22 protein-coding genes and 1 tRNA gene are annotated in these 21,033 nt (G+C 43.0%); 11 read left to right on the plus strand and 12 right to left on the minus strand.

The annotated features are described in order from the left end of the window. Window positions 1–3: 3 nt before the first annotated feature. Genes astE through AC27EZ_RS12160 form a run of 3 tightly spaced genes read left to right on the plus strand, consistent with a single transcriptional unit; the run spans window position 4 to window position 1,807 of the window. Window positions 4–1,041, plus strand: coding sequence for a succinylglutamate desuccinylase (gene astE / locus AC27EZ_RS12150; protein ID WP_487135567.1), 1,038 nt, complete (start codon window positions 4–6; stop codon window positions 1,039–1,041). After that, on the plus strand, window positions 1,034–1,441 hold the full coding sequence (locus tag AC27EZ_RS12155; RefSeq protein WP_487135568.1) for an HIT domain-containing protein: 408 nt from the start codon (window positions 1,034–1,036) through the stop codon (window positions 1,439–1,441). Before astE ends, AC27EZ_RS12155 begins: the two co-directional genes overlap by 8 nt. A gap of 39 nt (window positions 1,442–1,480) precedes the next feature. After that, complete coding sequence (locus AC27EZ_RS12160; RefSeq protein ID WP_487135731.1) at window positions 1,481–1,807, plus strand: heavy metal-binding domain-containing protein; 327 nt, start codon at window positions 1,481–1,483, stop codon at window positions 1,805–1,807. Between the two features lie 58 nt (window positions 1,808–1,865). Here AC27EZ_RS12160 and AC27EZ_RS12165 read toward each other — a convergent pair whose 3' ends face one another. The 6 genes from AC27EZ_RS12165 to AC27EZ_RS12190 are packed head-to-tail and all read right to left on the minus strand — an operon-like array spanning window position 1,866 to window position 5,142. Beyond that, on the minus strand, window positions 1,866–2,051 hold the full coding sequence (locus AC27EZ_RS12165) for a DUF2897 family protein (RefSeq protein ID WP_487135569.1): 186 nt from the start codon (window positions 2,049–2,051) through the stop codon (window positions 1,866–1,868). Further along, entirely contained in the window at window positions 2,051–2,728 is a 678-nt protein-coding gene (locus tag AC27EZ_RS12170) for a M15 family metallopeptidase (protein ID WP_487135570.1), read from the minus strand. Before AC27EZ_RS12170 ends, AC27EZ_RS12165 begins: the two co-directional genes overlap by 1 nt. Next, entirely contained in the window at window positions 2,725–3,858 is a 1,134-nt protein-coding gene (dapE, locus tag AC27EZ_RS12175) for a succinyl-diaminopimelate desuccinylase (RefSeq protein ID WP_487135571.1), read from the minus strand. The genes AC27EZ_RS12170 and dapE overlap by 4 nt, the downstream gene beginning before the upstream one ends. After that, entirely contained in the window at window positions 3,852–4,199 is a 348-nt protein-coding gene (locus AC27EZ_RS12180; RefSeq protein WP_487135572.1) for an arsenate reductase, read from the minus strand. The genes dapE and AC27EZ_RS12180 overlap by 7 nt, the downstream gene beginning before the upstream one ends. A gap of 50 nt (window positions 4,200–4,249) precedes the next feature. Next, a complete protein-coding gene (locus AC27EZ_RS12185; protein ID WP_487135573.1) occupies window positions 4,250–4,753 on the minus strand; it encodes a PTS sugar transporter subunit IIA in 504 nt (167 codons plus the stop codon). Window positions 4,754–4,755: 2 nt separating this feature from the next. Then, window positions 4,756–5,142 (minus strand): ACT domain-containing protein, encoded by a 387-nt coding sequence (locus AC27EZ_RS12190; RefSeq protein ID WP_487135574.1) that lies wholly within the window; start codon window positions 5,140–5,142, stop codon window positions 4,756–4,758. Between the two features lie 380 nt (window positions 5,143–5,522). Here AC27EZ_RS12190 and AC27EZ_RS12195 point away from each other — a divergent pair, with 380 nt between their 5' ends. Then, a complete protein-coding gene (locus AC27EZ_RS12195; protein ID WP_487135575.1) occupies window positions 5,523–5,882 on the plus strand; it encodes a VOC family protein in 360 nt (119 codons plus the stop codon). 71 nt (window positions 5,883–5,953) lie between these two features. Here the strand turns inward: AC27EZ_RS12195 and hppD are convergent, their stop codons facing one another. Beyond that, window positions 5,954–7,027, minus strand: a complete 1,074-nt coding sequence (gene hppD, locus AC27EZ_RS12200; protein ID WP_487135576.1) for a 4-hydroxyphenylpyruvate dioxygenase — start codon at window positions 7,025–7,027, stop codon at window positions 5,954–5,956. A gap of 317 nt (window positions 7,028–7,344) precedes the next feature. Next, entirely contained in the window at window positions 7,345–8,637 is a 1,293-nt protein-coding gene (hmgA, locus tag AC27EZ_RS12205) for a homogentisate 1,2-dioxygenase (RefSeq protein ID WP_487135577.1), read from the minus strand. Between the two features lie 254 nt (window positions 8,638–8,891). On the opposite strand from hmgA, the gene AC27EZ_RS12210 reads away from it, so the two are divergent. The 4 genes from AC27EZ_RS12210 (at window position 8,892) to AC27EZ_RS12225 (ending at window position 14,512) form a co-directional block, all read left to right on the plus strand. Continuing rightward, window positions 8,892–9,335 (plus strand): MarR family winged helix-turn-helix transcriptional regulator, encoded by a 444-nt coding sequence (locus AC27EZ_RS12210; RefSeq protein ID WP_487135578.1) that lies wholly within the window; start codon window positions 8,892–8,894, stop codon window positions 9,333–9,335. 101 nt (window positions 9,336–9,436) lie between these two features. Beyond that, on the plus strand, window positions 9,437–10,519 hold the full coding sequence (locus tag AC27EZ_RS12215; protein WP_487135579.1) for a patatin-like phospholipase family protein: 1,083 nt from the start codon (window positions 9,437–9,439) through the stop codon (window positions 10,517–10,519). A gap of 130 nt (window positions 10,520–10,649) precedes the next feature. After that, window positions 10,650–10,726, plus strand: a tRNA-Val gene (locus tag AC27EZ_RS12220). 456 nt (window positions 10,727–11,182) lie between these two features. Beyond that, a complete protein-coding gene (locus tag AC27EZ_RS12225; protein WP_487135580.1) occupies window positions 11,183–14,512 on the plus strand; it encodes a S8 family serine peptidase in 3,330 nt (1,109 codons plus the stop codon). Between the two features lie 282 nt (window positions 14,513–14,794). Here AC27EZ_RS12225 and msrA read toward each other — a convergent pair whose 3' ends face one another. Continuing rightward, complete coding sequence (msrA, locus tag AC27EZ_RS12230) at window positions 14,795–15,406, minus strand: peptide-methionine (S)-S-oxide reductase MsrA (protein ID WP_487135581.1); 612 nt, start codon at window positions 15,404–15,406, stop codon at window positions 14,795–14,797. Between the two features lie 357 nt (window positions 15,407–15,763). On the opposite strand from msrA, the gene AC27EZ_RS12235 reads away from it, so the two are divergent. After that, a complete protein-coding gene (locus AC27EZ_RS12235; protein ID WP_487135582.1) occupies window positions 15,764–16,198 on the plus strand; it encodes an OsmC family protein in 435 nt (144 codons plus the stop codon). A 220-nt stretch (window positions 16,199–16,418) separates the two neighbouring features. Here the strand turns inward: AC27EZ_RS12235 and AC27EZ_RS12240 are convergent, their stop codons facing one another. After that, the gene (locus tag AC27EZ_RS12240) at window positions 16,419–17,102 is read right to left on the minus strand and encodes a spermidine synthase (RefSeq protein WP_487135583.1); all 684 of its coding nucleotides are present in this window, start codon (window positions 17,100–17,102) and stop codon (window positions 16,419–16,421) included. Between the two features lie 123 nt (window positions 17,103–17,225). Further along, window positions 17,226–17,900: a nitroreductase family protein gene (locus AC27EZ_RS12245; protein ID WP_487135584.1), complete on the minus strand. Its 675-nt coding sequence runs from the start codon at window positions 17,898–17,900 to the stop codon at window positions 17,226–17,228. A gap of 199 nt (window positions 17,901–18,099) precedes the next feature. On the opposite strand from AC27EZ_RS12245, the gene AC27EZ_RS12250 reads away from it, so the two are divergent. Then, window positions 18,100–19,185 carry a cell division protein FtsZ gene (locus AC27EZ_RS12250; protein WP_487135585.1) on the plus strand — a complete coding sequence of 362 codons (1,086 nt, stop codon included), beginning with the start codon at window positions 18,100–18,102 and terminating at the stop codon, window positions 19,183–19,185. 21 nt (window positions 19,186–19,206) lie between these two features. Here the strand turns inward: AC27EZ_RS12250 and AC27EZ_RS12255 are convergent, their stop codons facing one another. Further along, a complete protein-coding gene (locus AC27EZ_RS12255; protein WP_487135586.1) occupies window positions 19,207–20,229 on the minus strand; it encodes a helix-turn-helix transcriptional regulator in 1,023 nt (340 codons plus the stop codon). A gap of 197 nt (window positions 20,230–20,426) precedes the next feature. Between AC27EZ_RS12255 and AC27EZ_RS12260 the strand changes: the two genes are divergently transcribed. Continuing rightward, complete coding sequence (locus AC27EZ_RS12260; protein WP_487135587.1) at window positions 20,427–20,894, plus strand: type II secretion system protein; 468 nt, start codon at window positions 20,427–20,429, stop codon at window positions 20,892–20,894. The last annotated feature ends 139 nt before the right edge of the window (window positions 20,895–21,033 follow it).

The raw sequence follows: 21,033 nt of genomic DNA on the forward strand, positions 1-21,033 counted from the left end.
CACATGTTACAGCTTATTGAACAAGGCAATTTTCTGTCGTTGTCGCGCACGCAACCTTCTCTTTTTTCTTCTCCTCTTTCATTTTCACTCGATAACGGCACACACGTTAGTGTTACTGCGCCCGGCATTATATCGTTTCACCCTCAAACTCCTACAGAGCATAAAAAGTTTATTGTGCTTTCATGCGGTGTACATGGAAATGAAACGGCACCTATCGAAATTTGCGACGATATGGTGCAGCAGATACTGACAGGAAAATTAGTGCTTTCTCACCCTGTATTGTTCTTATTTGGTAATTTACCTGCGATGGATATTGGTGAACGTTTCGTTGAAGAAAACATGAACCGTTTGTTTAGTGGCGCACATTCTGCGGGTGAGGGCTGTGTGAATGACGAAAGAAAGCGCGCAAAAGCGTTAGAAGACGCGGTAAGCCACTTTTACAGCGCAGCCTCAAGCACTGATACGAAATATCACTACGATTTGCATACCGCCATTCGCGCATCAAAAAATGAAAAATTTGCGGTTTATCCTTATCTTCATGAGCGTAAACACAGCCGCGCGCAATTAGCATTCTTGCACGCCTGCGGCGTTAGCACTATTTTGCTATCAGAAAGCGCAACTACCACTTTTAGTTATTATTCTTCTTTTCAACATGGCGCTCATGCTTTCACGGTAGAACTCGGTAAGGTAAGGCCATTTGGACAGAATGACATGTCGAGATTTGAGCAAGCGAGACAGGCGCTTATCGCATTGGTTTCCCAGAGCGATTATGCACCAGAGGTGTCGTTAGACAAATTAGATATCTATCGCGTAAACCAAGTGATAAATAAACACCAAGAAGATTTCGCACTTCATTTTGACGACGATACGCCTAACTTTATGGATTATGCCAAGGGCACTTGTTTAGCCTCAGAGTCCGGAGCACAGTACATAGCGCAACAAGACGGTGAAGCGATTGTGTTTCCAAACGCGAACGTTGAAATTGGGCAGCGCGCACTACTTACCGTAGTGCCGACAACACTGGACGACTCTGATGTTTGAATTAGATAAACGGTTAGATTCTGATACATTTTTCTTGTGTGATTTACCGCTAAGCCGTGTATTGTTAATGAATGACAGCCAATTTCCATGGCTTATTCTAGTGCCGCGAGTGGATGGCGCGAGGGAAATTATCGACTTGTCTGATGATCAACAACATCAATTTTTAAAAGAGTCGGCAATGATTTCTCATGTGATAAACAGGCTGTTTTCACCACAAAAGTTGAATGTCGCTGCACTTGGAAACGTTGTTAGTCAACTGCACATCCATCATGTTGGGCGCTTTGATACCGATGTCGCATGGCCAAAGCCTGTCTGGGGAAACCAAGCGGCTGTGCCTTATGAAAAAAATACGGTGAGTGAGTTGGTTGACGCTATTCGCGAAGCAATTAATCCAGCCTGAACAAGTAATAAACACTAAAAGCATAAAAAGGAATATATGATGATTATATCTACAACGCCTACATTAGAAGGCCACAATATCGAAGCATACTATGGCATTGTGGTGGGTGAAGCCGTGATGGGTGCTAATATTTTTAAGGATTTGTTTGCGTCAATCCGCGATATTGTAGGAGGCCGCTCTGGTTCATATGAAGAAGAACTTACCCGCGCAAGAAAGTTGGCATTTTCAGAAATTGAACATGAGGCTCGAGCAATGGGGGCAAATGCGGTTGTGGGTATTGACCTTGATTACCAAGTGATTGGGGATAAGGGCAGTATGCTAATGGTAAGCATTAGCGGTACAGCAGTAAAAATCACGCCACGCTAAATTCTCGTTTAACGAACAAACGTGAAGGCGATTATTAGCGTTGTGAACCATCACATCACTAATAGTCGTCTTCATCATCCCAGTTACTTTTCTTTTGTACTGTTTCAGTTTTTCCGTCTTTACCCTGCGCCTTTTTTTCTGGAACAGGAAACTTAAATTTTGCACTGTATTTCAGCAGCGTGATATTTCCAATGACCACACCAAGAACAAGCACAATGATAATAACCACCCATGTCGTGTCCATTATTGCGTTACTCCTTCATTAAGCACGTAGCGATGATAAATAGCCTCAATATTGTCAATGATTACAGCTTTACCTTCTATATTAGCTGCGTTTATTGCATTCGTAAGAAGGCTGATATCTCGGCTAACCTCGAAAGCTTGCGCAGTATTCCGATGGCTTAAATGCCATGGCTCACAGGCAACGCCGCCTTTATTTATTTCAAATGGTCTAAAAAAACCGAACTCGTGCATATGATGTTGCAACCACAACGCTAATGCATGACAAGGACCTTGGCTTTCGTATTCCTCTTCAATAAGCGAGAAGGTGCCGTCCCAACGCATTACCGCGCCACGGTCGTACACATCAATATCAGTACCCCAGTGATGCCGGCTGCCGCCGGGAAGGGCCGACCAAGTCAAGATTGCGTGAAGTTTATCGGTGTCGCTTATCTTTGATGTGTCAATGACTGAACTGTTTGCATCACGCAACTCAGTATTGCCTAGCCACTTATTGTTCCATATTGCGCATTGGCGTTCGAAACTACGGTAACTGCTTACCAATTGTAAGTCGATGCCGTCGCGAAAAGCAGCATGCTGCATGAGTTCAAACGCCTCAAGTACGGATGGGTGAAGTTTATGCTTATCATCAAGTGAGACTAATTCGCTTTCGTTTTGCCCCAACCACTTTTCAGGTTTCATGCAAGCAAGTTCACGAGTGTGTGGTAATAAATATCGACAAGGATCTCTAAATCTTTCATTTTAACGCACTCATCAACTTTGTGGATAGTGGCATTCACTGGCCCAAGCTCGATAACTTGCGCGCCCGTAGGGGCGATAAAACGGCCGTCAGATGTGCCACCTGCGGTAGACAATGTCGTAGCGTGTCCGCGAACCGTTTCAATAGCTTTTTGCACGCCAACGAGTAATTCACCCTCGTCGGTTAAAAACGGTTGGCCGTTGAAGGTCCAATCAATATGGTAGTCCAGCTTATGCTTGTCGAGTATCTCCGTAACCCGTGAAATCAACAGCTGGTCGGTAACTTCTGTCGAGAAGCGGAAGTTAAAGCATACTTTTAACTCGCCAGGAATGACGTTTCCAGCGCCGGTACCCCCGTTAATATTAGAGACTTGAAAGCTAGTGGGTGGGAAAAAGTCGTTGCCATTATCCCAGTGGGTGTTTGCCAATTCATCGAGTGCAGGTGCGGCATGATGAATGGGGTTCTTAGCAAGGTGAGGGTAGGCCACATGGCCTTGTATTCCTTTCACTACAAGGTCGCCAGTTAACGAGCCTCTACGCCCATTCTTAACAATGTCGCCCACCGTTGTGGTTGAAGAAGGTTCGCCGACGATACACCACGTAATTTTTTCGTTGCGGGCTTCCAAAGTATCGATAACCCGCGTTGTTCCATTTATAAATGGGCCTTCTTCATCGCTGGTAATAAGGTAAGCAATACTGCCTTTATGATTGGGGTAGTCGTTAACAAACTTTCTTGTGGCGACGAGCATGGCGGCTAAACTGCCTTTCATATCTGCAGCACCTCGGCCGTGAAGATATTCACCTACTTCTGTGGCGATAAAAGGCGGTGTTTTCCATGCTTCTTCGGGGCCACTGGGCACTACATCGGTATGCCCAGCAAAACAAAATAGGGGGCCGGCTTTACCTTTACGTGACCATAAATTTGTTGTGTCATCAAACATCATGGTTTCATTATCAAAACCGAGCTCGCCCAAAAAAGACTTCATTGCATCTTGGCACCCAGCATCTTCAGGCGTGACTGAGCGACGGTTAATCAGCGCTTTTGCAATATCAATTACCGAGTCGTTTAACAAAATATTTCCTCAAACTGTGTAGGCTTAAACCCAATATGAAAGATATCATTGTGAAGAATAATAGGGCGTTTAATCATTGAGGGGTTTTGTGCTAATAGTGCTAACGCTTTTTCCCTGTTTAAGTTTGCTTTGTCACTTTCATCAAGTTGACGAAAGGTGGTGCCCCGCTTATTCAACATCAACTCCCAGCCCAATGACGCTTCCGCTTGCTCAAGAAACGCGGGCGTTACGCCCTCTTTTTTATAGTCGTGAAACACAAAATCGACGTTGTTGTCGTTAAGCCATTTCTTTGCTTTTTTTATTGTGTCGCAATTTGGAATACCGTAAAGGGTTGTAGTCATGAAAAATCCATACGTTAATTAATGCGCAACGTAATGTGCGCGAAGATTAATTAGATAAATACTGAAAACAATGTATCACTACCTGCATCGATATATTTTTTGTTAGATGGCAGTACACCGACAAGGCGTTGAGCATTCAGTACCGTCATTATACAAACATTCTCGATATTTTGTTGTTTGAGCCACGCAGTATTAACAGAAAATAACACATCGTTTTTGTTAAACACTGAACCCGCTGTCAAAGCCGATATGAATTGCTCAGAATAAAGCCCAGTAGTGTCTGAACCAAACTTTACACGGCATTTAAGACCATAATTCGATTGTATATCAATAGAATAGTTAAGTGCAGATACTGTGATTACTTTGCCATCGAACGGCGCAGTCACTCTATTCGACGATGAGGTAATTGCCGCGCCTGGACCTAACAAACCTGATGAGTACAAGGCAGAATCTAAGGTGTGTAACGACGTAGACTGTCCAGAGGCTGGTGCATACACCGCTATCGATTTTTTAAATGCTTCAGGTTCGCGAGTAAGTTGTTTTTCATTAAACAAAGTTAGCTCTCTCTCACCGAATAGCCTCCGGCTTTAAGCGCATTAATAGCATCGTTCAGCTTGTTGTTTTTTACTAAGAAAAAGTCGGTTTCAAACGTAGATAGTACAAATATCGAAACTTTTGCAGCAGCAAGCACCCCTCCGATGTCGGCCATAATGCCAACCATTGATAAATGAAGAGGGCCTAAAAGCTCGAGCGCTCGCCAATCATCGTCAGAGTCCATTGAGTCGACATGTACAGAAGAGGGAACAACAATGGACAGTTCTTCTTCGGTCTTACCAAGAAAAAATAATGGGCTTTGTAAGACAGCGGCAGGAATACTGCTGTCACAATCAAGGCTATGTATTGAAAACATTTCAGGAAGAACAGCAAGGGTTTGTTTAGGCATAAATACGAAAAAACACCAGTACTTAAGATATTCACATTAAACCATTAACTGTGATTAAGTGTCACGTGTTATCCACTTAATCTGTGGATAAGTTTGTTGAGATGTTTGGGTGTTTTGTTTAAGTTGTTGATTTAAATTGATAATCTCAACTGTACAAACAATGTTCAGTGGATAACATTTTTTAATTCACAAGCATTTTCCACAGGCTGTGTCTACACTCGAATTTAAAATACTTACTCTTTTTTATCATTTAATGTGTTGACTTTAGTCTGGGTTTTGAGGTGAATGACTATCGAAAATTCACGTCTTATACACATTGCCGGCAATAATGCGCTATTTTGTAGGTTATTAACAAGAGAACAAATGAGGGGGAGTGAATAATGTCAGACAGTATGTGGTGCGACATAACAGTGGACGATGCAGAAAAGCTCGCTAATTTTTATGAAAAAGTAATGGGCTGGGAAGCGTCGCCGGTTGATATGGGTGGATATAACGATTACGTTATGATGAAAGCTGATGGCACCCCTGCGGGTGGTATATGTCATAAAAAAGGCGTTAACAGCGGTATTCCCTCTGGGTGGCTTCCTTATTTTACCGTTAATGATTTAGACGCAGCAGTAGAAAGCGCAGAATCGCTAGGTGGAGCGAGAATCGGGGATATTAAACATCACGGTAGTGATCGTTTTTGTATTCTACGAGATAGCGCTGAAAACCATTGCGCAATATATCAGAAAGGGTAAAAGTATCAGAAAAGGTAAGATGCGAGCGCAAACCGGTGCGCTCGTATCTTTACGTAGAACGCGCCCGCGTGTTATTTGTTAATAACACCTCGATTTACTTGATCGCGCTCTATCGATTCAAATAGCGCTTTAAAATTACCTTCACCGAAGCCATCGTCTTGCTTACGCTGAATAAATTCAAAGAACACTGGGCCGAAAACCGTTTCTGAGAAAATCTGTAACAGCAAACGCGGTTCGCCATTCTCAGTTGTCCCATCTAGCAAAATGCCTCTGTTTTTTAATTCTTCCACTGGCTCGCCATGCCCAGGTAAACGCGTTTCAAGCATTTCATAGTACGTGTCTGGAGGTGGCGTCATGAATTTCATGCCGCGTGCCTTTAGCTTATCTAAGCAAGCGGGTAAATCGTCACAAGAAAAGGCGATGTGCTGAATACCTTCACCATTGTACTTCATCAAAAATTCTTCAATTTGGCCGCCACCGCCAACTGCTTCTTCATTTAGCGGGATACGGATTTTACCGTCTGGTGCTGTCATTGCTTTTGATAGCAATCCAGTGTATTCGCCTTTAATGTCGAAATAGCGTATTTCTCTGAAGTTGAACAAGCTTTCATAAAAGCCAGCCCAATAATCCATGCGTCCACGATAAACGTTGTGAGTAAGGTGGTCTAGAGTATGGAAACCACATCCTTCAGGGTGTCGGTCAACACCTTCTATCCAGTTGAAATCGATATCATAAATGGTGTTCTCACCTTTATATCTATCGATTAGATAAAGCATGGCACCACCAATACCTTTGATGGCAGGGAGTTTAAGCTCCATAGGGCCTGTGTGCGTGTCCATGGGCTGTGCACCACGCGCCAAAACTTCAGTGTATGCTTTTTGTGAATCTTTAACTCTGAATGCCATTCCGCATGCTGAGGGGCCGTGCTCTTCAGCATAATAAGCAGCATGACAATTTTTTTCATAGTTGCTTAATAGGTTAATATCGCCTTGGCGCCATAATTCAACGTCTTTCGACTTGTGACGTGCAACAAGGGTAAACCCCATTGCTTCAAAAATTGGTTCTAACATGCCTTTTTCTGGCGCTGTAAACTCAAGGAATTCGAAGCCATCTAAACCGATTGGGTTTTCAAATAGGTCTGCCATTTATTTCTCACTTGTTGTTAGCCATCGCGCTGATGCGTGATGCACATATTTTATTATGCAGTGATTGTAAGCCCGCGCGTTCTCAGTGAGCAATAAAGCGTGTAAAAGCCTTATGATGAGCATGGCAATGTTAAGCGTAATACTTTGTTTACAGCTGAGTGAATGCAGGTGTTAACGCTATTAAGGAGTAGCTAGCTTTCTGATTTAGTTGGAATAATTTTTTGAGCGTAAAGGGTGAGAGTGTTCATTTTACATTACACTCATCACCCAGTTCATATTACTTCGTGGCGTTCATTTGTAGTGCGTTTACGAACGAACTACTTTTGGCCGTTGAAATACTTCTTAATGCCTTTCCAACAGTCTATATAGTCGCGCTGCGGCGGATGTTGCTTAAGTGCAAACTCGGTTGGAGCAATAGGAAAACGCGACTCAAACATAAACGCTAGGGTGTTTTCGTATTTCTGAGGCGTAAGGTCGCTACTGCTGGCTTTTTCGAACACTTCAGCTTCGGGGCCATGTGGCGTCATGCAGTTGTGTAGACTCATGCCTCCTGGCACAAACCCTTTTTCCTTCGCGTCGTACGTACCTTCAATTAACCCCATAAATTCGCTCATTATATTTCGATGGTAATAGGGCGGGCGGAATGTATTTTCAGCCACCATCCAGCGTGGAGGGAAAATAGCAAAATCAACGTTGGCCGTACCCTCTAAATCAGACGGTGAAGTAAGCACAGTAAAAATTGAGGGGTCGGGATGATCAAAGCTCACCGTATTAATGACGTTAAATCGCGCCAAATCATACTTATACGGTGCTGAGTTTCCTACCCAGGCTACTACGTCAAACGGTGAGTGTGATAATGAAGCTTCATAAAGGTGCCCTGCAAACTTATTAACGATAGTATGAGGAGTATCGTTATCTTCAAACCATGCCACCGGGTATTTGAAATCTCGTTGGTTACTAAAACCGTTTGCACCTACGGGGCCGCGTTCAGGTAGGACAAATGGATGACCATAGTTTTCGCACAAATAGCCACGAATAGGGCCATCGACAGGGTCTACCGAAAATTTAAGCCCTCGTGGAATCACCATAATTTCACCGGGTGACAGTGAGAGCTTTCCGCATTCTGTGGTGACAATCATTTCGCCTTGTTCAGGAACAAACAGCATTTCACCATCTGAGGAGTAAAAGGCGCGGTTTTTCATAGGTGCATTTGCACAATAACAATGTATACCAATACCTGTTTGCGTATTGGCATCGCCATTTGTGGCCATTGTGACTAGGCCATCAATAAAGTCGATATCACCTTCTGGCTGTGTAATTGGATCCCATCTCATCACATTTGGAGGACAGGGGATTTGATGTTGTGGCGCCGTTTTTATAGCGGTGTTTAGTAACGGCGTGAAGTCGCCCATGGCAACAGAAGGACGAATTCGATACATCCACGTTCTGCGATTACTGGCACGAGGAGCAGTAAACGCAGTACTACTAAACTGCTCAGCGTATAAATTGTAATTTACACGCTGGGGACTGAATTGCCCCACGGGCAATGCACCAGTAAGTGCTTCCGTTTCATGCTCGTTGTTAAAACCGCTAAGATAAGTAAAAGCCATAATATGGACCCTAATAAGATACTAGGCTGCGTTTAACCACAACACTAAATTAGTTGCATTTGAAACTATTTGTACTAGGCTATGCCTGAATGAAACGTAAATCAATTGTTAATGCCGATTCGTTGCGCGGTCTTATGTGCCATTTCGTCCTGTTAACTTTACATGCTGTTTCATCTCTACGTTACCCACAAGGCGTAACGCAGTAGCTCAGGAAATCTTCTTCAGACTTAGCAAGTGAATAAGGAAAGTGGCATTTGAAACTCAATGACATGCTGGCATACAAATCATCACGATTAGCAAATATGTTAAGCACCTCTTTGGCTGATGCGTACAAAGATATGGGGATTACGGTACCTCAATGGCGAGTATTGGCGACACTAGGTGAGCTAGGCGAATTAACCGCCAAGGCGATTGGCTTACATACGCATTTAGATAAAGTAACGGTATCGCGCGCATTGACGCAGTTAAGTGAAAAAAAACTAATAAGCCGTACGGTGTCAAAGAAGGACGCAAGAGCGGTAGATATATCGTTAAGCAATGAAGGTAGCGCGGTTTACAAAACCTTAATTGAAATAGTGGAGGCGTGGCAAGCAGATACGCTTTCAAAACTGAAAGGCAATATAAGCGTTAATGAGTATGCAACATTTTTAAAAGTGATGGACGCATTAATATCGCAAAAAAGCACTATAATAGAATAGCTTAGCGTGGTCTGATGACTAACAGGTAAACGCCCTTAATCGTTGCAATTGTTGGTCTTACTGGTACATTTAGCGGCACTACGCTTTCAAAGGAACATAGAGTGCAACCGTTAGAGATTTACGCTGGAGAGCATGCGTTAAACGTTATAAAAAGAGAAGGCTTCTCCCCGTCGCTCTTTCGTTATTTTCTTGGGGCTTCCGGTGGGCCGAAGTGGTTCTCATTAGCAGGCCTCGACCGCGTACTGTTTCCTGAATGGTTTGCCGGTGTTCAACACCAAATCCACGTTATAGGGTCTTCCGCCGGTGCGTTCAGAGCTATATGCGCAGTGCAGAATGATCCATTAGCAGCGATAAACCGATTGGCCGAGTCATATTCCACCACGACGTACAGCAGTAATAAGCCCGCAGCACAAGAAATCACACAAAAAGCGATAGACCTTCTACAGTACATGGTAGACGACAACGGTAAGCGTGAAGTGATTGAAAACGAAAGGTTCAAGGCCCATCTTATTGTAGCGAAATGCCTAGGGGCCACACGCTTTGAAAGCAAATTTCAGCAATTATCGGGCCTTGCGATGAGCGCTGCAGCCAATACGTTAAACCGAAGACACTTGTCTCGCTTATACTCACGCTACGTGTTCTCATCGCCCAATGCTGATTTTGCATTAAAAGATCCGTACCAACTTCCTACGCATTATCATTCGTTAACACAAGGCAATATTCATCAAGCGCTGTTAGCGTCTGGCTCGATACCCGTTGTGATAGAGGGCGTGAAAGAAATTGAAGGGGCGCCAACAGGCATGTACCGAGACGGCGGGATTATCGACTATCATTTTGATGTGTCTTTTGGCCCTGATGAAGGCTTAGTGCTATACCCGCATTTCTATGATAAACCCACGCCAGGCTGGTTTGATAAAGGACTTAAACGACGTGTGCCGCACAAATCAAGCTACGACAATGTAGTGATGTTGGTTCCGTCGAAGTCGTTTATAGCAAGCCTACCTTACGGTAAGATCCCCGACAGGAAAGACTTTGAAAACTTAGAGGCTGATGCGCGTATTCGTTACTGGCAAACGGTGTTAAAAGAAACCGATAGGCTTGGGGAATACTTTATGACAAACGCTAGTAATGGCCGACTCGTTGATTTAGTAAAGCCATTGCCGTTTGCTCAGGTAGCTGGTTAAGCCATATTTGGATGGAAAATAAGCAGTTAGCACAGTAATAAATAAGTTTTGCTTGCAGGCGGCGCGCAGCAACAGTATTATGCGTGCCGTTCGAGCAAGGAAGTTCTTCATTGTTCACACAACACTTTATGCGTCTATAGCTCAGTTGGTTAGAGCGCTACCTTGACATGGTAGAGGTCCCCTGTTCGAATCAGGGTAGACGCACCATCTTAAAAAGCTCAAGCACATTTTTTAACAACCTCCAAAGTCGATTTAATCTCTTAACGATGTCATTTTGTATTCACTTTAAGTACCACTAAATTTTAACAAAATTTGTTCGTCATCAAATTATTTTATACGTCTGCGCTCTTGGTTAAGGTATTAACCCTATGATTCTGAAGGGGGAGTAGAAGTGGTGTAATATATTGCGCCACATGTAGACTCGCCGCTTGGCATAGATGAAATACGAGGTATAAGGTTTATTCACGCTGCCACATTAGACTGAATAACGGCAAATTAAACCAAATACACTCACTTACATCTTGAAAAGCTAAAGAATTTCAAGCAAAAACCTTTTCGTAGAATCTTGCCGTTTTAGCCTAGCTATTATTTACGCTTTATTGTATTTTCAGTACTGATTTCATATGAATTTTATACATTGGTGCATATAAAAAGGATTTTGTTTTGTCAGTAGCACAGCGGTTATCCCCCCTTATTTTACTCTCCCTTTCTGTTTTAACTACTTTTATTCCAGCAAAGCTTCACGCGACAAGTGACCCTTTGTTTTACAGGCAGTGGCAGTTTGAAGGAAACAGCGTAGCGTCAGATATTTCTAATTTTAATCTGGGAGTCCTTAGAGCTGAAGCGCTACTAGGCCTTGGCGAAGAAAATGTTCTGATGCTGATCACAGATGGGATAAAAACCGATCACGAAGACCTGAAGGGTGCTTTCTGGATTAATGAAAATGAAGTCCCTGGTGATGGCATAGATAATGATGGTAATGGCTATATCGACGATATACACGGCATAAATACCGGAACGAAAAATGGAAACTTTACCGATGAAAATGGATGGGGAACAAATGTTGCCGGTATAATAGGCGCTAACGTAGATAACGGAGTCGGTATACGTGGTATTGCACCAAATACCAAAATTGTTGGTTGTCAAATAAACGAAGATTTCAATGAATCGGAGTTGGCACAGCAGATAACCATTCTAAATGAATGTATCAATTACGCTATTAGCTTGAAGAAAAACTCGGTTAACATCTTTGCGATTTCAAGCACATACTTTGAACATCCATATCACTATTTTCTTGAGGTGGAAAAAAATCTCAAGTTGTTTATGCAATTGATTGAAAAAATAGAAGAAAATGACTTTCTTTGGATCAATGGTGTACCTGAACCCATAGATAACACTGACGCGAACCTTGATTATATACCCACCTATCCACTTGGACTGAATAGCCCTAACATGGTGGCGGCAACTAGGTTAAGCCGGTCTCTACAGCTGGCTAGCAATTACGGTAAAGTTGCCGCAACTTCTGTCATTGTCGGAGATGTCATGACGACCACACCGTTTGATAAAATAGAGTCAAACGGAACATATATTTTTGATGTAACGCCTGAAGATGAACGCGTCATTAAGTCTCCATTTATTGACATTGTTGAGCACCCTGATAATCCGCAATTGTTGGCGTGGCATTTACCTGCTTTTTCAAACGACGGCGGCCAGTCAGAAATTATCTTTCCACACATCGATTTATCAACGGTGACTACATCTTCTTTGATGATTGATGTAAGTCTCAAGAGAAACAAAGCATTGAATGGTTACAACCAAGACGGTAACCCAATATATCAAAGGGGAGGGGAAGTAAGGATAGAGTTCAGAGTCGATGATTCAGAGCAATGGCAATATTTTAATTCTGATTTTTTGAGTGCACGGGGGGTGTGGGATCTGTATACGGCGCAATTAGACCTACAACGTAATTTTGATACGCCAATTTTGCCTGATTCCAAAATTCAATTTCGACTGAGTATTAGCGGGAATGAAACCTACATCGATGGGTTGAAGGTTTGGGCTATTGAAGATGGCGTGTGGAAAAATGGTTATGACTACACCAATCCACCCAACGCTGGACAGGCAATTCTTTCCGCTTTAGCAGGTATAATCAAATCACACAATAACGATTGGCCGGCCTGGAAAATCGCCAACGCTATTACATCTGGCGGTTCATTCGATGAATATGTTCTAAGTCCGGGGCGCACGCATAACACTTCAGGTGTTGGAATTCTTAGTCTATTGAATGAGGGAGAAGGCGCGTTAGATTGTCGCAATAAATTACTACAGAGACGGTTATTACCAGCAACCAATGAAGCAGTATTCATGGTTGTTAATGATGAATTAAGAATCAGAACAAAAAGTCTAAACTGTGAAGAGCCAGGAGACGCTTACACGCTGGTTGATGATATAGCAGGTAATACGTTTATCTCGGTTGACGACGGTAGCTTTGGTGATCGATTTGCTGGGGATGGTTTAGGAATACTCACCTATCAACCAAATAATGTTGGTAAAACAATACTTAAAAACGAGTTTGATGACAATTTACCCGTCTTTGTTTTTTATGACTACCACCCCGTGCGACAGGAAGATTCATCTTGGGTGGATACCACAGATGCAAGGCATGTAATGTGGGATGATACGGAAAATTTAAGGCTAGGCGGGTTAGATACTGATATCAGCAAGTCTTTTTACGAGTATCCATTTGGTTATTTGGGAATAAATACAACGCAGGATATTAGCTCAGATATTGTGACAAACGAAAGTCGGTTCGAGTTATCGATTAATAATTCTAATACAAGCAATATTCTCAGTACGTCTAAATTTGAACATCCAGAAACGTCAAACGCGATTTACGATCCCGATATTCTAGTTGATAAGAGACTTAATAGTTTTCGAATATATGCAGCACCTAAGAATACGTCGGACAATGTTTACACTCGTTTGCATATGAAGGGTGATGAAGGTAATCGACAATTAATAGCAGAATATAGCGCAACGCACTACCACGAAAACCAATCATCGCCATTTCTACAGATTGTGTTTTACGAGAACAAAAGCGTTATCGAGTTTAATTATGGAGACCTTCCTAATTATCTAGAGGGGGTTGAGTATGATATCGGACTTGAAGTAGGTCGTTCATTCAGACAAAGACGCACTGTTACGTTGAAATCCAACTCATCTTATCTGCTTGATGTCGACTTTGACTTTGATGGTATTATCGATGTAGATGACCCAGATGATGATAATGATGGTGTTGTTGATGAAGTTGATGCTTTCCCATATGACGCAGCTGAAGATACCGATACTGACGGTGATGGCATAGGAAACAACGAAGATACCGATGATGACAACGACGGTGTGAATGATGAGGTAGATGCTTTTCCACTAAACCCGAATGAAGATACCGATACTGACGGTGATGGCATTGGAAACAACGAAGATACCGATGATGACAACGATGGTGTTAATGATGATGAAGACGCTTTTCCATTGAATCCGAATGAAGATACGGATACCGACGGTGATGGCATCGGAAACAACGAAGATACCGATGATGACAACGATGGTGTTAATGATGGCGTAGATGCTTTTCCATTAAATCCGAATGAAAATACGGATACCGACGGTGATGGCATTGGAAACAACGAAGACACCGATGATGACAACGATGGTGTTAATGATGATCAAGATGCTTTTCCATTGAATCCAAATGAAGACACCGACACCGACGGCGATGGCATAGGAAACAATGAGGATACTGACGATGATGGGGATGGTGTTGCAGACGACAACGACGCGTTTCCTTTGGATCCAAATAGAACGCAAACCCCTGCTACTCAACCAGTTCCTTCTACTGCTGAGTCAGGAGGAGGTGCGTTTAGTAATAACGTAAGTATTTTGTTATTAATCATAATTATCGCTGCTAGGAGAGGGCGGAGATACTATGGCTAGATAGACAGTGATTAGATATCTTGGTAGATATTTATTGATAGCGCCAATTGGCCTGCAAAACGGTAAGCGCTATGCCTTAAATGCTGTAGAAATTACATATTTTGATGTTTCGAATTTTGTTATTTCCGCAGCATTCGTTTGTGTCTTGCATTAGATGGTAGACGATAATAGCAAAATGAATTCATCGTTACTCTTATCGCTCCAACTTAAGTGACGCGTTAGCTAATCCCTACAAGCACTGATTAGGGAAAAGCTAACCTATTAACGTTAGTTTCGCATCGGTTAAGACTTCTTTTTGCCTAACGCGTCATCACCCCAAATTTCTTGTAAGCGCTGATCGCGTCCGCAGTTCCATCGATAGAACTTGTAGCGAACAGGGCTCTTTTTGTAGAAATCTTGATGATAAACTTCCTTGCCCTTAATGGGGTAAAAGGTAGAAGCCTCAAGAATAGGCGTGACTACATCTTGGTTAGGAAATTTGGCTACAACAGCTGCTTTAGTTTGTTCGGCCAATGCGCGCTCTTTGTCATTGGCAACAAATATGGCGCTTAAATAACTCGGCCCTTTGTCACAAAACTGCCCCCGGTCGTCGAAGGGGTCAATATTTACCCAGAAATGGTCGAGTATATCTTGGTAAGAAAGTTTAGTTTCGTCATAAGTTATTTTAACGGCTTCGTAATGCCCTTTGTGATTACCATTATAGGTAGGGTTTGGAGCGCTTCCTCCCGTAAAGCCCGATACTACATCGGTAACCCCTTCCAGTTTTTCAAAATCAGACTCCATGCACCAAAAACACCCGCCCGCAAGTACGGCTTCATCGGCATTTGCTGTTGGTGAAAATACGGCTGCACTCAAAGTTGCGCCAAGTAGTAATGCAGAGACAGTAGAGTTCATTATTTACCTTAACTGTTAAGACTGTGAGCAGGTTGCCCGTAACACTGTATATACGGTTATTAGATAAAGAACGGTTTAGCGCTCAAATAATTTCACTATTGTTGTGACGATTATCATTCGTGTAATAAACGGTAGGTTAATCGGTACAAGTAAAATTTTCAGCCAACTCTGTATTTCGCTTACAGTTCTCCAATCACTATTATTACTACTTGATAAGGATAAATGTTGAGGATCCTTTAACAGCGTTGCCTGCGAGCTACTTGAGGTATTGGCAGAGCACTTGCAACAATTTTACTTTAGAACCAAGCCACGTCGCTTGGTTTGCAAATGATGTGTCATAACGTAAGGATAGATAACATGACAATAGTAAAATCAGGTAGCGCAACCTACAAACCTCTAGGTAAAAGCGGAAAGGGCAGTGTTTCAACAGAAACGGGTGCCTTATCTAACCACCCCTATGGTTTTAATACACGCTTTGAAGATGAAAAGGGGACTAACCCAGAAGAACTGATTGGTGCAGCGCACGCAAGCTGTTTCACCATGGCGCTGTCTTTCGCATTATCAGATGCAGGCTTTGACGATGGAGCGTTAAATACCACAGCAAAAATTAGTTTGGAAAAAAGTGATGATGGATTCGACATTACGCGGTCAGCGCTTTCTCTGGTTGCAGAAGTTAAAGACGTTACTGATGACGAATTTAAGAAGATTGCCGAGGAAGCGAAAGCAAACTGCCCCGTTTCTAAGCTATTAAACACTAATATTACGTTAGAATATACGCTGAACAAAGATTAGGTAAACGTTCTTTTTTCAGGCAGAAGCAATATTATGTAATGCATCAGTAGATAAAAAAAGCGGCAATAAATGCCGCTTTTTTTATGTAACTAAAACCAGATTGCCGAACATGGCTCAACCCAATTCCTTGGTTTTTATGTTTTGCCGCCTATTATTTTTTATAACCGGCGATTGCACTGAAACGAGCGTGAAAGGTAAGTAGTGACATATAACACCACTCTTAGTCATTGGCCTTTTTAGCTAGGAAAATAGTGTGCTTGCTTCCTTTGCCTTTGCGAGCTCTGGCAATACGTGTAGACACTTTGTAGCCTGCATTTTTTAACCGAACGGAAAATAAATAGTCGGGCCCTGCGGACCATATGGCTAGCATCCCACCGGGTTTAAGCACGTCATAGATGTCTTCTAGGCCTTCCAGCGAATAAATCCAGTTGTTGTCAGCGTGTGTTAAGCCTTCAGGGCCATTGTCCACGTCGAGTAATATCGCGTCAAACGTGGGTTCTCTGGTATTTAAAAGGTGTTTAACATCACCAACCACAACATGAGTTCTAGGATCTTGAAGAGGGTTCTTAGCGCAGTTGCCTAAAGGGCCTTTGTTCCACTCCACAACTTCAGGAATGAGCTCGGCAACCGTAACTTGAGAGGTTGGCGTAACTTCATCTAGGGCCGCTCTTAGCGTATAACCCATTCCTAAACCACCCACTAAGACGTGTGCGTTAGGCGTCGATTTAAGGTGAGCACATCCCATTTGAGACAGTTCTTTTTCTGAATTAAACACGCGGCTATTCATTAGTTCGCCACGAATACCTGAGAGTCTGATACTAAATTCCTGATCTCGCTGAGAAAAGGTTAATTCACCACCGTTGTTTGGAATGTTAGCTGTACCCAATTTAACCCATGGAACCATCTGAAGACTTGTCCTTTTAACCGAATTTATTATCTGAATTGAACGTTGGCGCGCAGAGTAGCACAGAAACAAATGGGGCCAGAACCAAATAAATGCACCAGCACTACTCTCAACTACCCGCGATTACAAAAAACTCGCTATATCGTCGAGTGATTTCTTCTGTGTGGCGTGGGCAGGTATCGTTGCATTGTCTGCTGGGTACCCGGCAATAATAAGCATATAAGCGCGTTCGTTATCAGGCCTTTCACACACGTCAGTAAGAAAGTTCATGGGCTTAGGCGTGTGTGTAAGCGTGGCAAGACCGGCATTGTGTAACGCAGTAATAAGCATGCCAACAGCAATGCCTACCGACTCATGGACGTAGTAATTCTGCTGCTTTTCTCCCTCTTGGGTTTCTCCAAACTTTTGACTAAACACGGCGATAAGCCACGGTGCCGTCTCTAAATATGGTTTTGCCGCGTCTGTACCTAAGGGTTTTAAGTCATCTAACCATTGCTGCCCCGCACGCCCATCATAAAAACCACGCTCGTGTGCTTCAGCTTGTTCGCGTATTTGTTGCTTTACTCTGTTGGAGTTTATCGCAGCAAAATGCCACGGTTGATGGTTTGCCCCACTAGGTGCGGTACCTGCTGTTAATATACAGTTTTGAATAATGGTTTTATCTACCGATTTGTCACTAAAGTGGCGAACACTGTGTCTGCGCTGCATTGTTTTTAAAAACGCAGCGCTGCGCGTCTGCATCTCATGTTCAGGGTACTCAATAAAATCGGTTAATGGTGAATGGTCGTGAGGTTGCATTTTTTAGTCTCGTTTTATTGTCACGGATATAGTTTGTTTTCTATTAGAAATATATTGCGGTTTATATGGCCGCAAAAGGGGCAAACGTAAAGGTATAAGCGCACAGTAACAAAGAAAGTGAACGTATGTCGACATGCGTCAATTTTCGCCGCACATATGGCGTATGCTTACTCACTCATAAATTCAATTGGGGGTTACCATGCAAAGCCTTGAAACGAAAGAAATCAGTATTCATGTTATTGGTATTGGCGGTTGCGGGGGAAACGCCATTAGTAATATGGCGGGTGTGTGCCAGCACGACAATATTCGATTTACGTCGGTTAATACCGATATATCGGCGCTACACCACTGTAAAAACCATGAGGTTTTTCTCATCGGGGAGAGTACGACAAAAGGCTACGGCGCCGGCGCCAACCCGCAAGTCGCGTGCGAAGCAGCCTTTCACAGTGAAGAGGCTTTAAAGACGCTCATTGAAGACGATACCATTGTTATTCTCATCGCGGGTTTGGGAGGCGGAACGGGGAGTGGTGCTACACCTGTATTGCTTGATATCGCAAAGAAAAACAATATTGATGTAATGTGCTTTGTCACGTTGCCGTTTAAATCGGAGGGCGGGAAACGTAAGGATATTGCTGATACAGTGCTTGAAGAGATAAAAGCAAAGGCTAACGCTACGCTGGTATTGTCGAACGACTCACTTATTGCTGCTTTAGATGAAACGGTGGGGTTGCTATCAGCATTTCGCCACTGTGATATGCAAATGCATCGTATTGTCGAAGCCATTATTACGATGTTGACTGAAACAGGTTATATCAATGTGGATATTAACGATTTTAGTCATATTCTATCGTTAGAAGGCAATACCGCGTTAGGGGTAGGTGTAGCGCGGGACGCACATTCACTGGGCGACGCCGTAAGGCATGCGTTAGAAAACCCGTTGGTGAATGACCAACGTATTGCTGGCGCTCAGGGTGTCATTGTACAGTTAACGTGCAAGGACGAGCCTAGCTTAGCGATGTATGAGGACATGCTGGCCATACTGCAAGACATGATTGCAGATCCGCTTACATTAATAATTAGTGGCGTAACGGTGTCGCCAGAATTACCGTGTTTTGGTGAAGTGCTCATTATTGCGACAGGAATTCCATTGCAGTTGAGAAAGGGTGACGCCGAAGGAAATGTCATATCAATGGAAAGCGCAATACCGTATACCGCGTACAAGCAAGAAGCCGGAGACTTTGATATACCCGCCTTTGTCCGTATGCAAAACAAAGTCCTAAGTTAACAATGAGAACACAAAATATTATTATGAGACCGGTTGTTCGCTTGAATATTTCGTAAACAATGCTTTGGATAATTCGAAAAAATAGTGTCTTAATTTTTGAGGTGCAATAACTTCAATGTTGTCACCTAGTCCGCGTAAAAATGCCCTTAATTTATTGTTATCGTTTACGGTAGCGGATATCAATGATTTTCCGGTAGTGTGTGCCGGGCTTATTGTTTGGTCTTCAGATAATTTGTATCCGTGAAGAAGAAACAAAGCATTGTTGTTTACTAACAGCTTTAATTGTATCTCTGTTTTTTTGTTGGCGGTGAGCGTTTGCACGTGCTCTCGCTCGCCAAAGCTTTGTTGGCAATCATCGTCGGTAATCGCCACATTTCGTATAGATTGTAAGGGAAGCGCATAACGTCTTTTGTGCAGTGAGCCAAATGTACAAACGAACAATTGCCGTCCATCTTGTTTTACTAACCCCATGGGGTTCACTTTATCGTAGTGCTTCCACACTGTCGCGTTGCCGGCATTAAAAAAGCGTTTGATGTCGGCTGAGATCTGCTTCTTGAAAAAAATAGCGGTTTTCAGCCTTTCGAAAGAATCTGCGTCTATCGCCGGTGGAAGAAGCGGCTGGGAAACTTGCGAGTCTGCTACCGATTTTAACCAATGCGTAAGCAGTGAGTCGCTGTCTTTATCCAATATCTGAGAAGCCTTGGCGAAGTAGGGCTGTAACTCGTGTAGTGTTGTGTTAGGCAATGTTGCCCCAGATTGCTGTAACACGCTAAACGCAAGAGCGGTGTTGCCATCCATTAAGCTAACATTTAGTTTTTTAAAATTCGCACTTATAAACCATCCATACGGTTTAGAGCGTTTATCCACCTCCAGTCCAAATAGGCCAATGGTCTCTAAGTTGACTAAGTCTCTTTGTATGGTGCGCATATCAATGTACTGGTGCCCGCAATTTTGAAGGTTTTCATAAATTTGGCGGCTCGATACTTTACGCGGCGCCGAAGGAACAAACTGCAAAATATCTAATTTTCGCTGAAACGCACTCATAGTCGTGTCGTTGTTTTATTATCATAATGTCAAATTATCATACTTAATGGGTGCGACAAAAAGTGTCGCATCACGGCGCGCTGCCTACTGGGTTATTAAATGAAGAAAAAGCTCCGTGATGTTTTGAGTTTTAATGTTGCGAGCCATAAATGTAGTATACTTGGGCCGCAAAAGTGGCTTTTCGAGGTGATGGTATAATGAACAAAATCAAAGGCTTTACGTTAATTGAGCTCATTATTGTGATCGTAGTCCTAGGCATTCTAGCGGTTACGGCTGCACCAAAGTTCCTAAATATTCAAAAAGATGCCGAAATTGGTGCACTTCAAGGCTTAAAGTCAGCGCTTTTATCCAGTGCCAATATTGTTTACGCCAAAGCGCTAGTAGAGGGGGCACAGGACAGCCCAGATGAAACCCTGCCATCGGGAATACGCGTAAGGTACGGTTATCCTTATGCTACGCAAACAAATTTGAAGCAAGTTGTCGACTTTACGGAAAATGACTGGAAGGTAACGGGCTCTGCACCGGAAGTTACCTTTACCTTAGAAAGCCAAACTAGCGGTTTATCTAATGCAGAAATCGCAGCAAACGGTATCTGCCGTCTTACTTATCGTCATCCTAACCGAGGTGAAAAACCCACTGTTGCGATATCAGACTGCAATACGTAAATTCTTCTTTGTGATTAATACGGCTCGCAAAACGGTCAATTCTGCCGTTAACCCACCATCCTTGTATCGACATAATGTAATGTAACTAAGCGTTAGCTTGCTTTCCCCTATAAACCTATCGGCGAGCCTGAGACAAAAC

It is taken from the genome of Alteromonas sp. 4NH20-0056, from assembly GCF_057539655.1.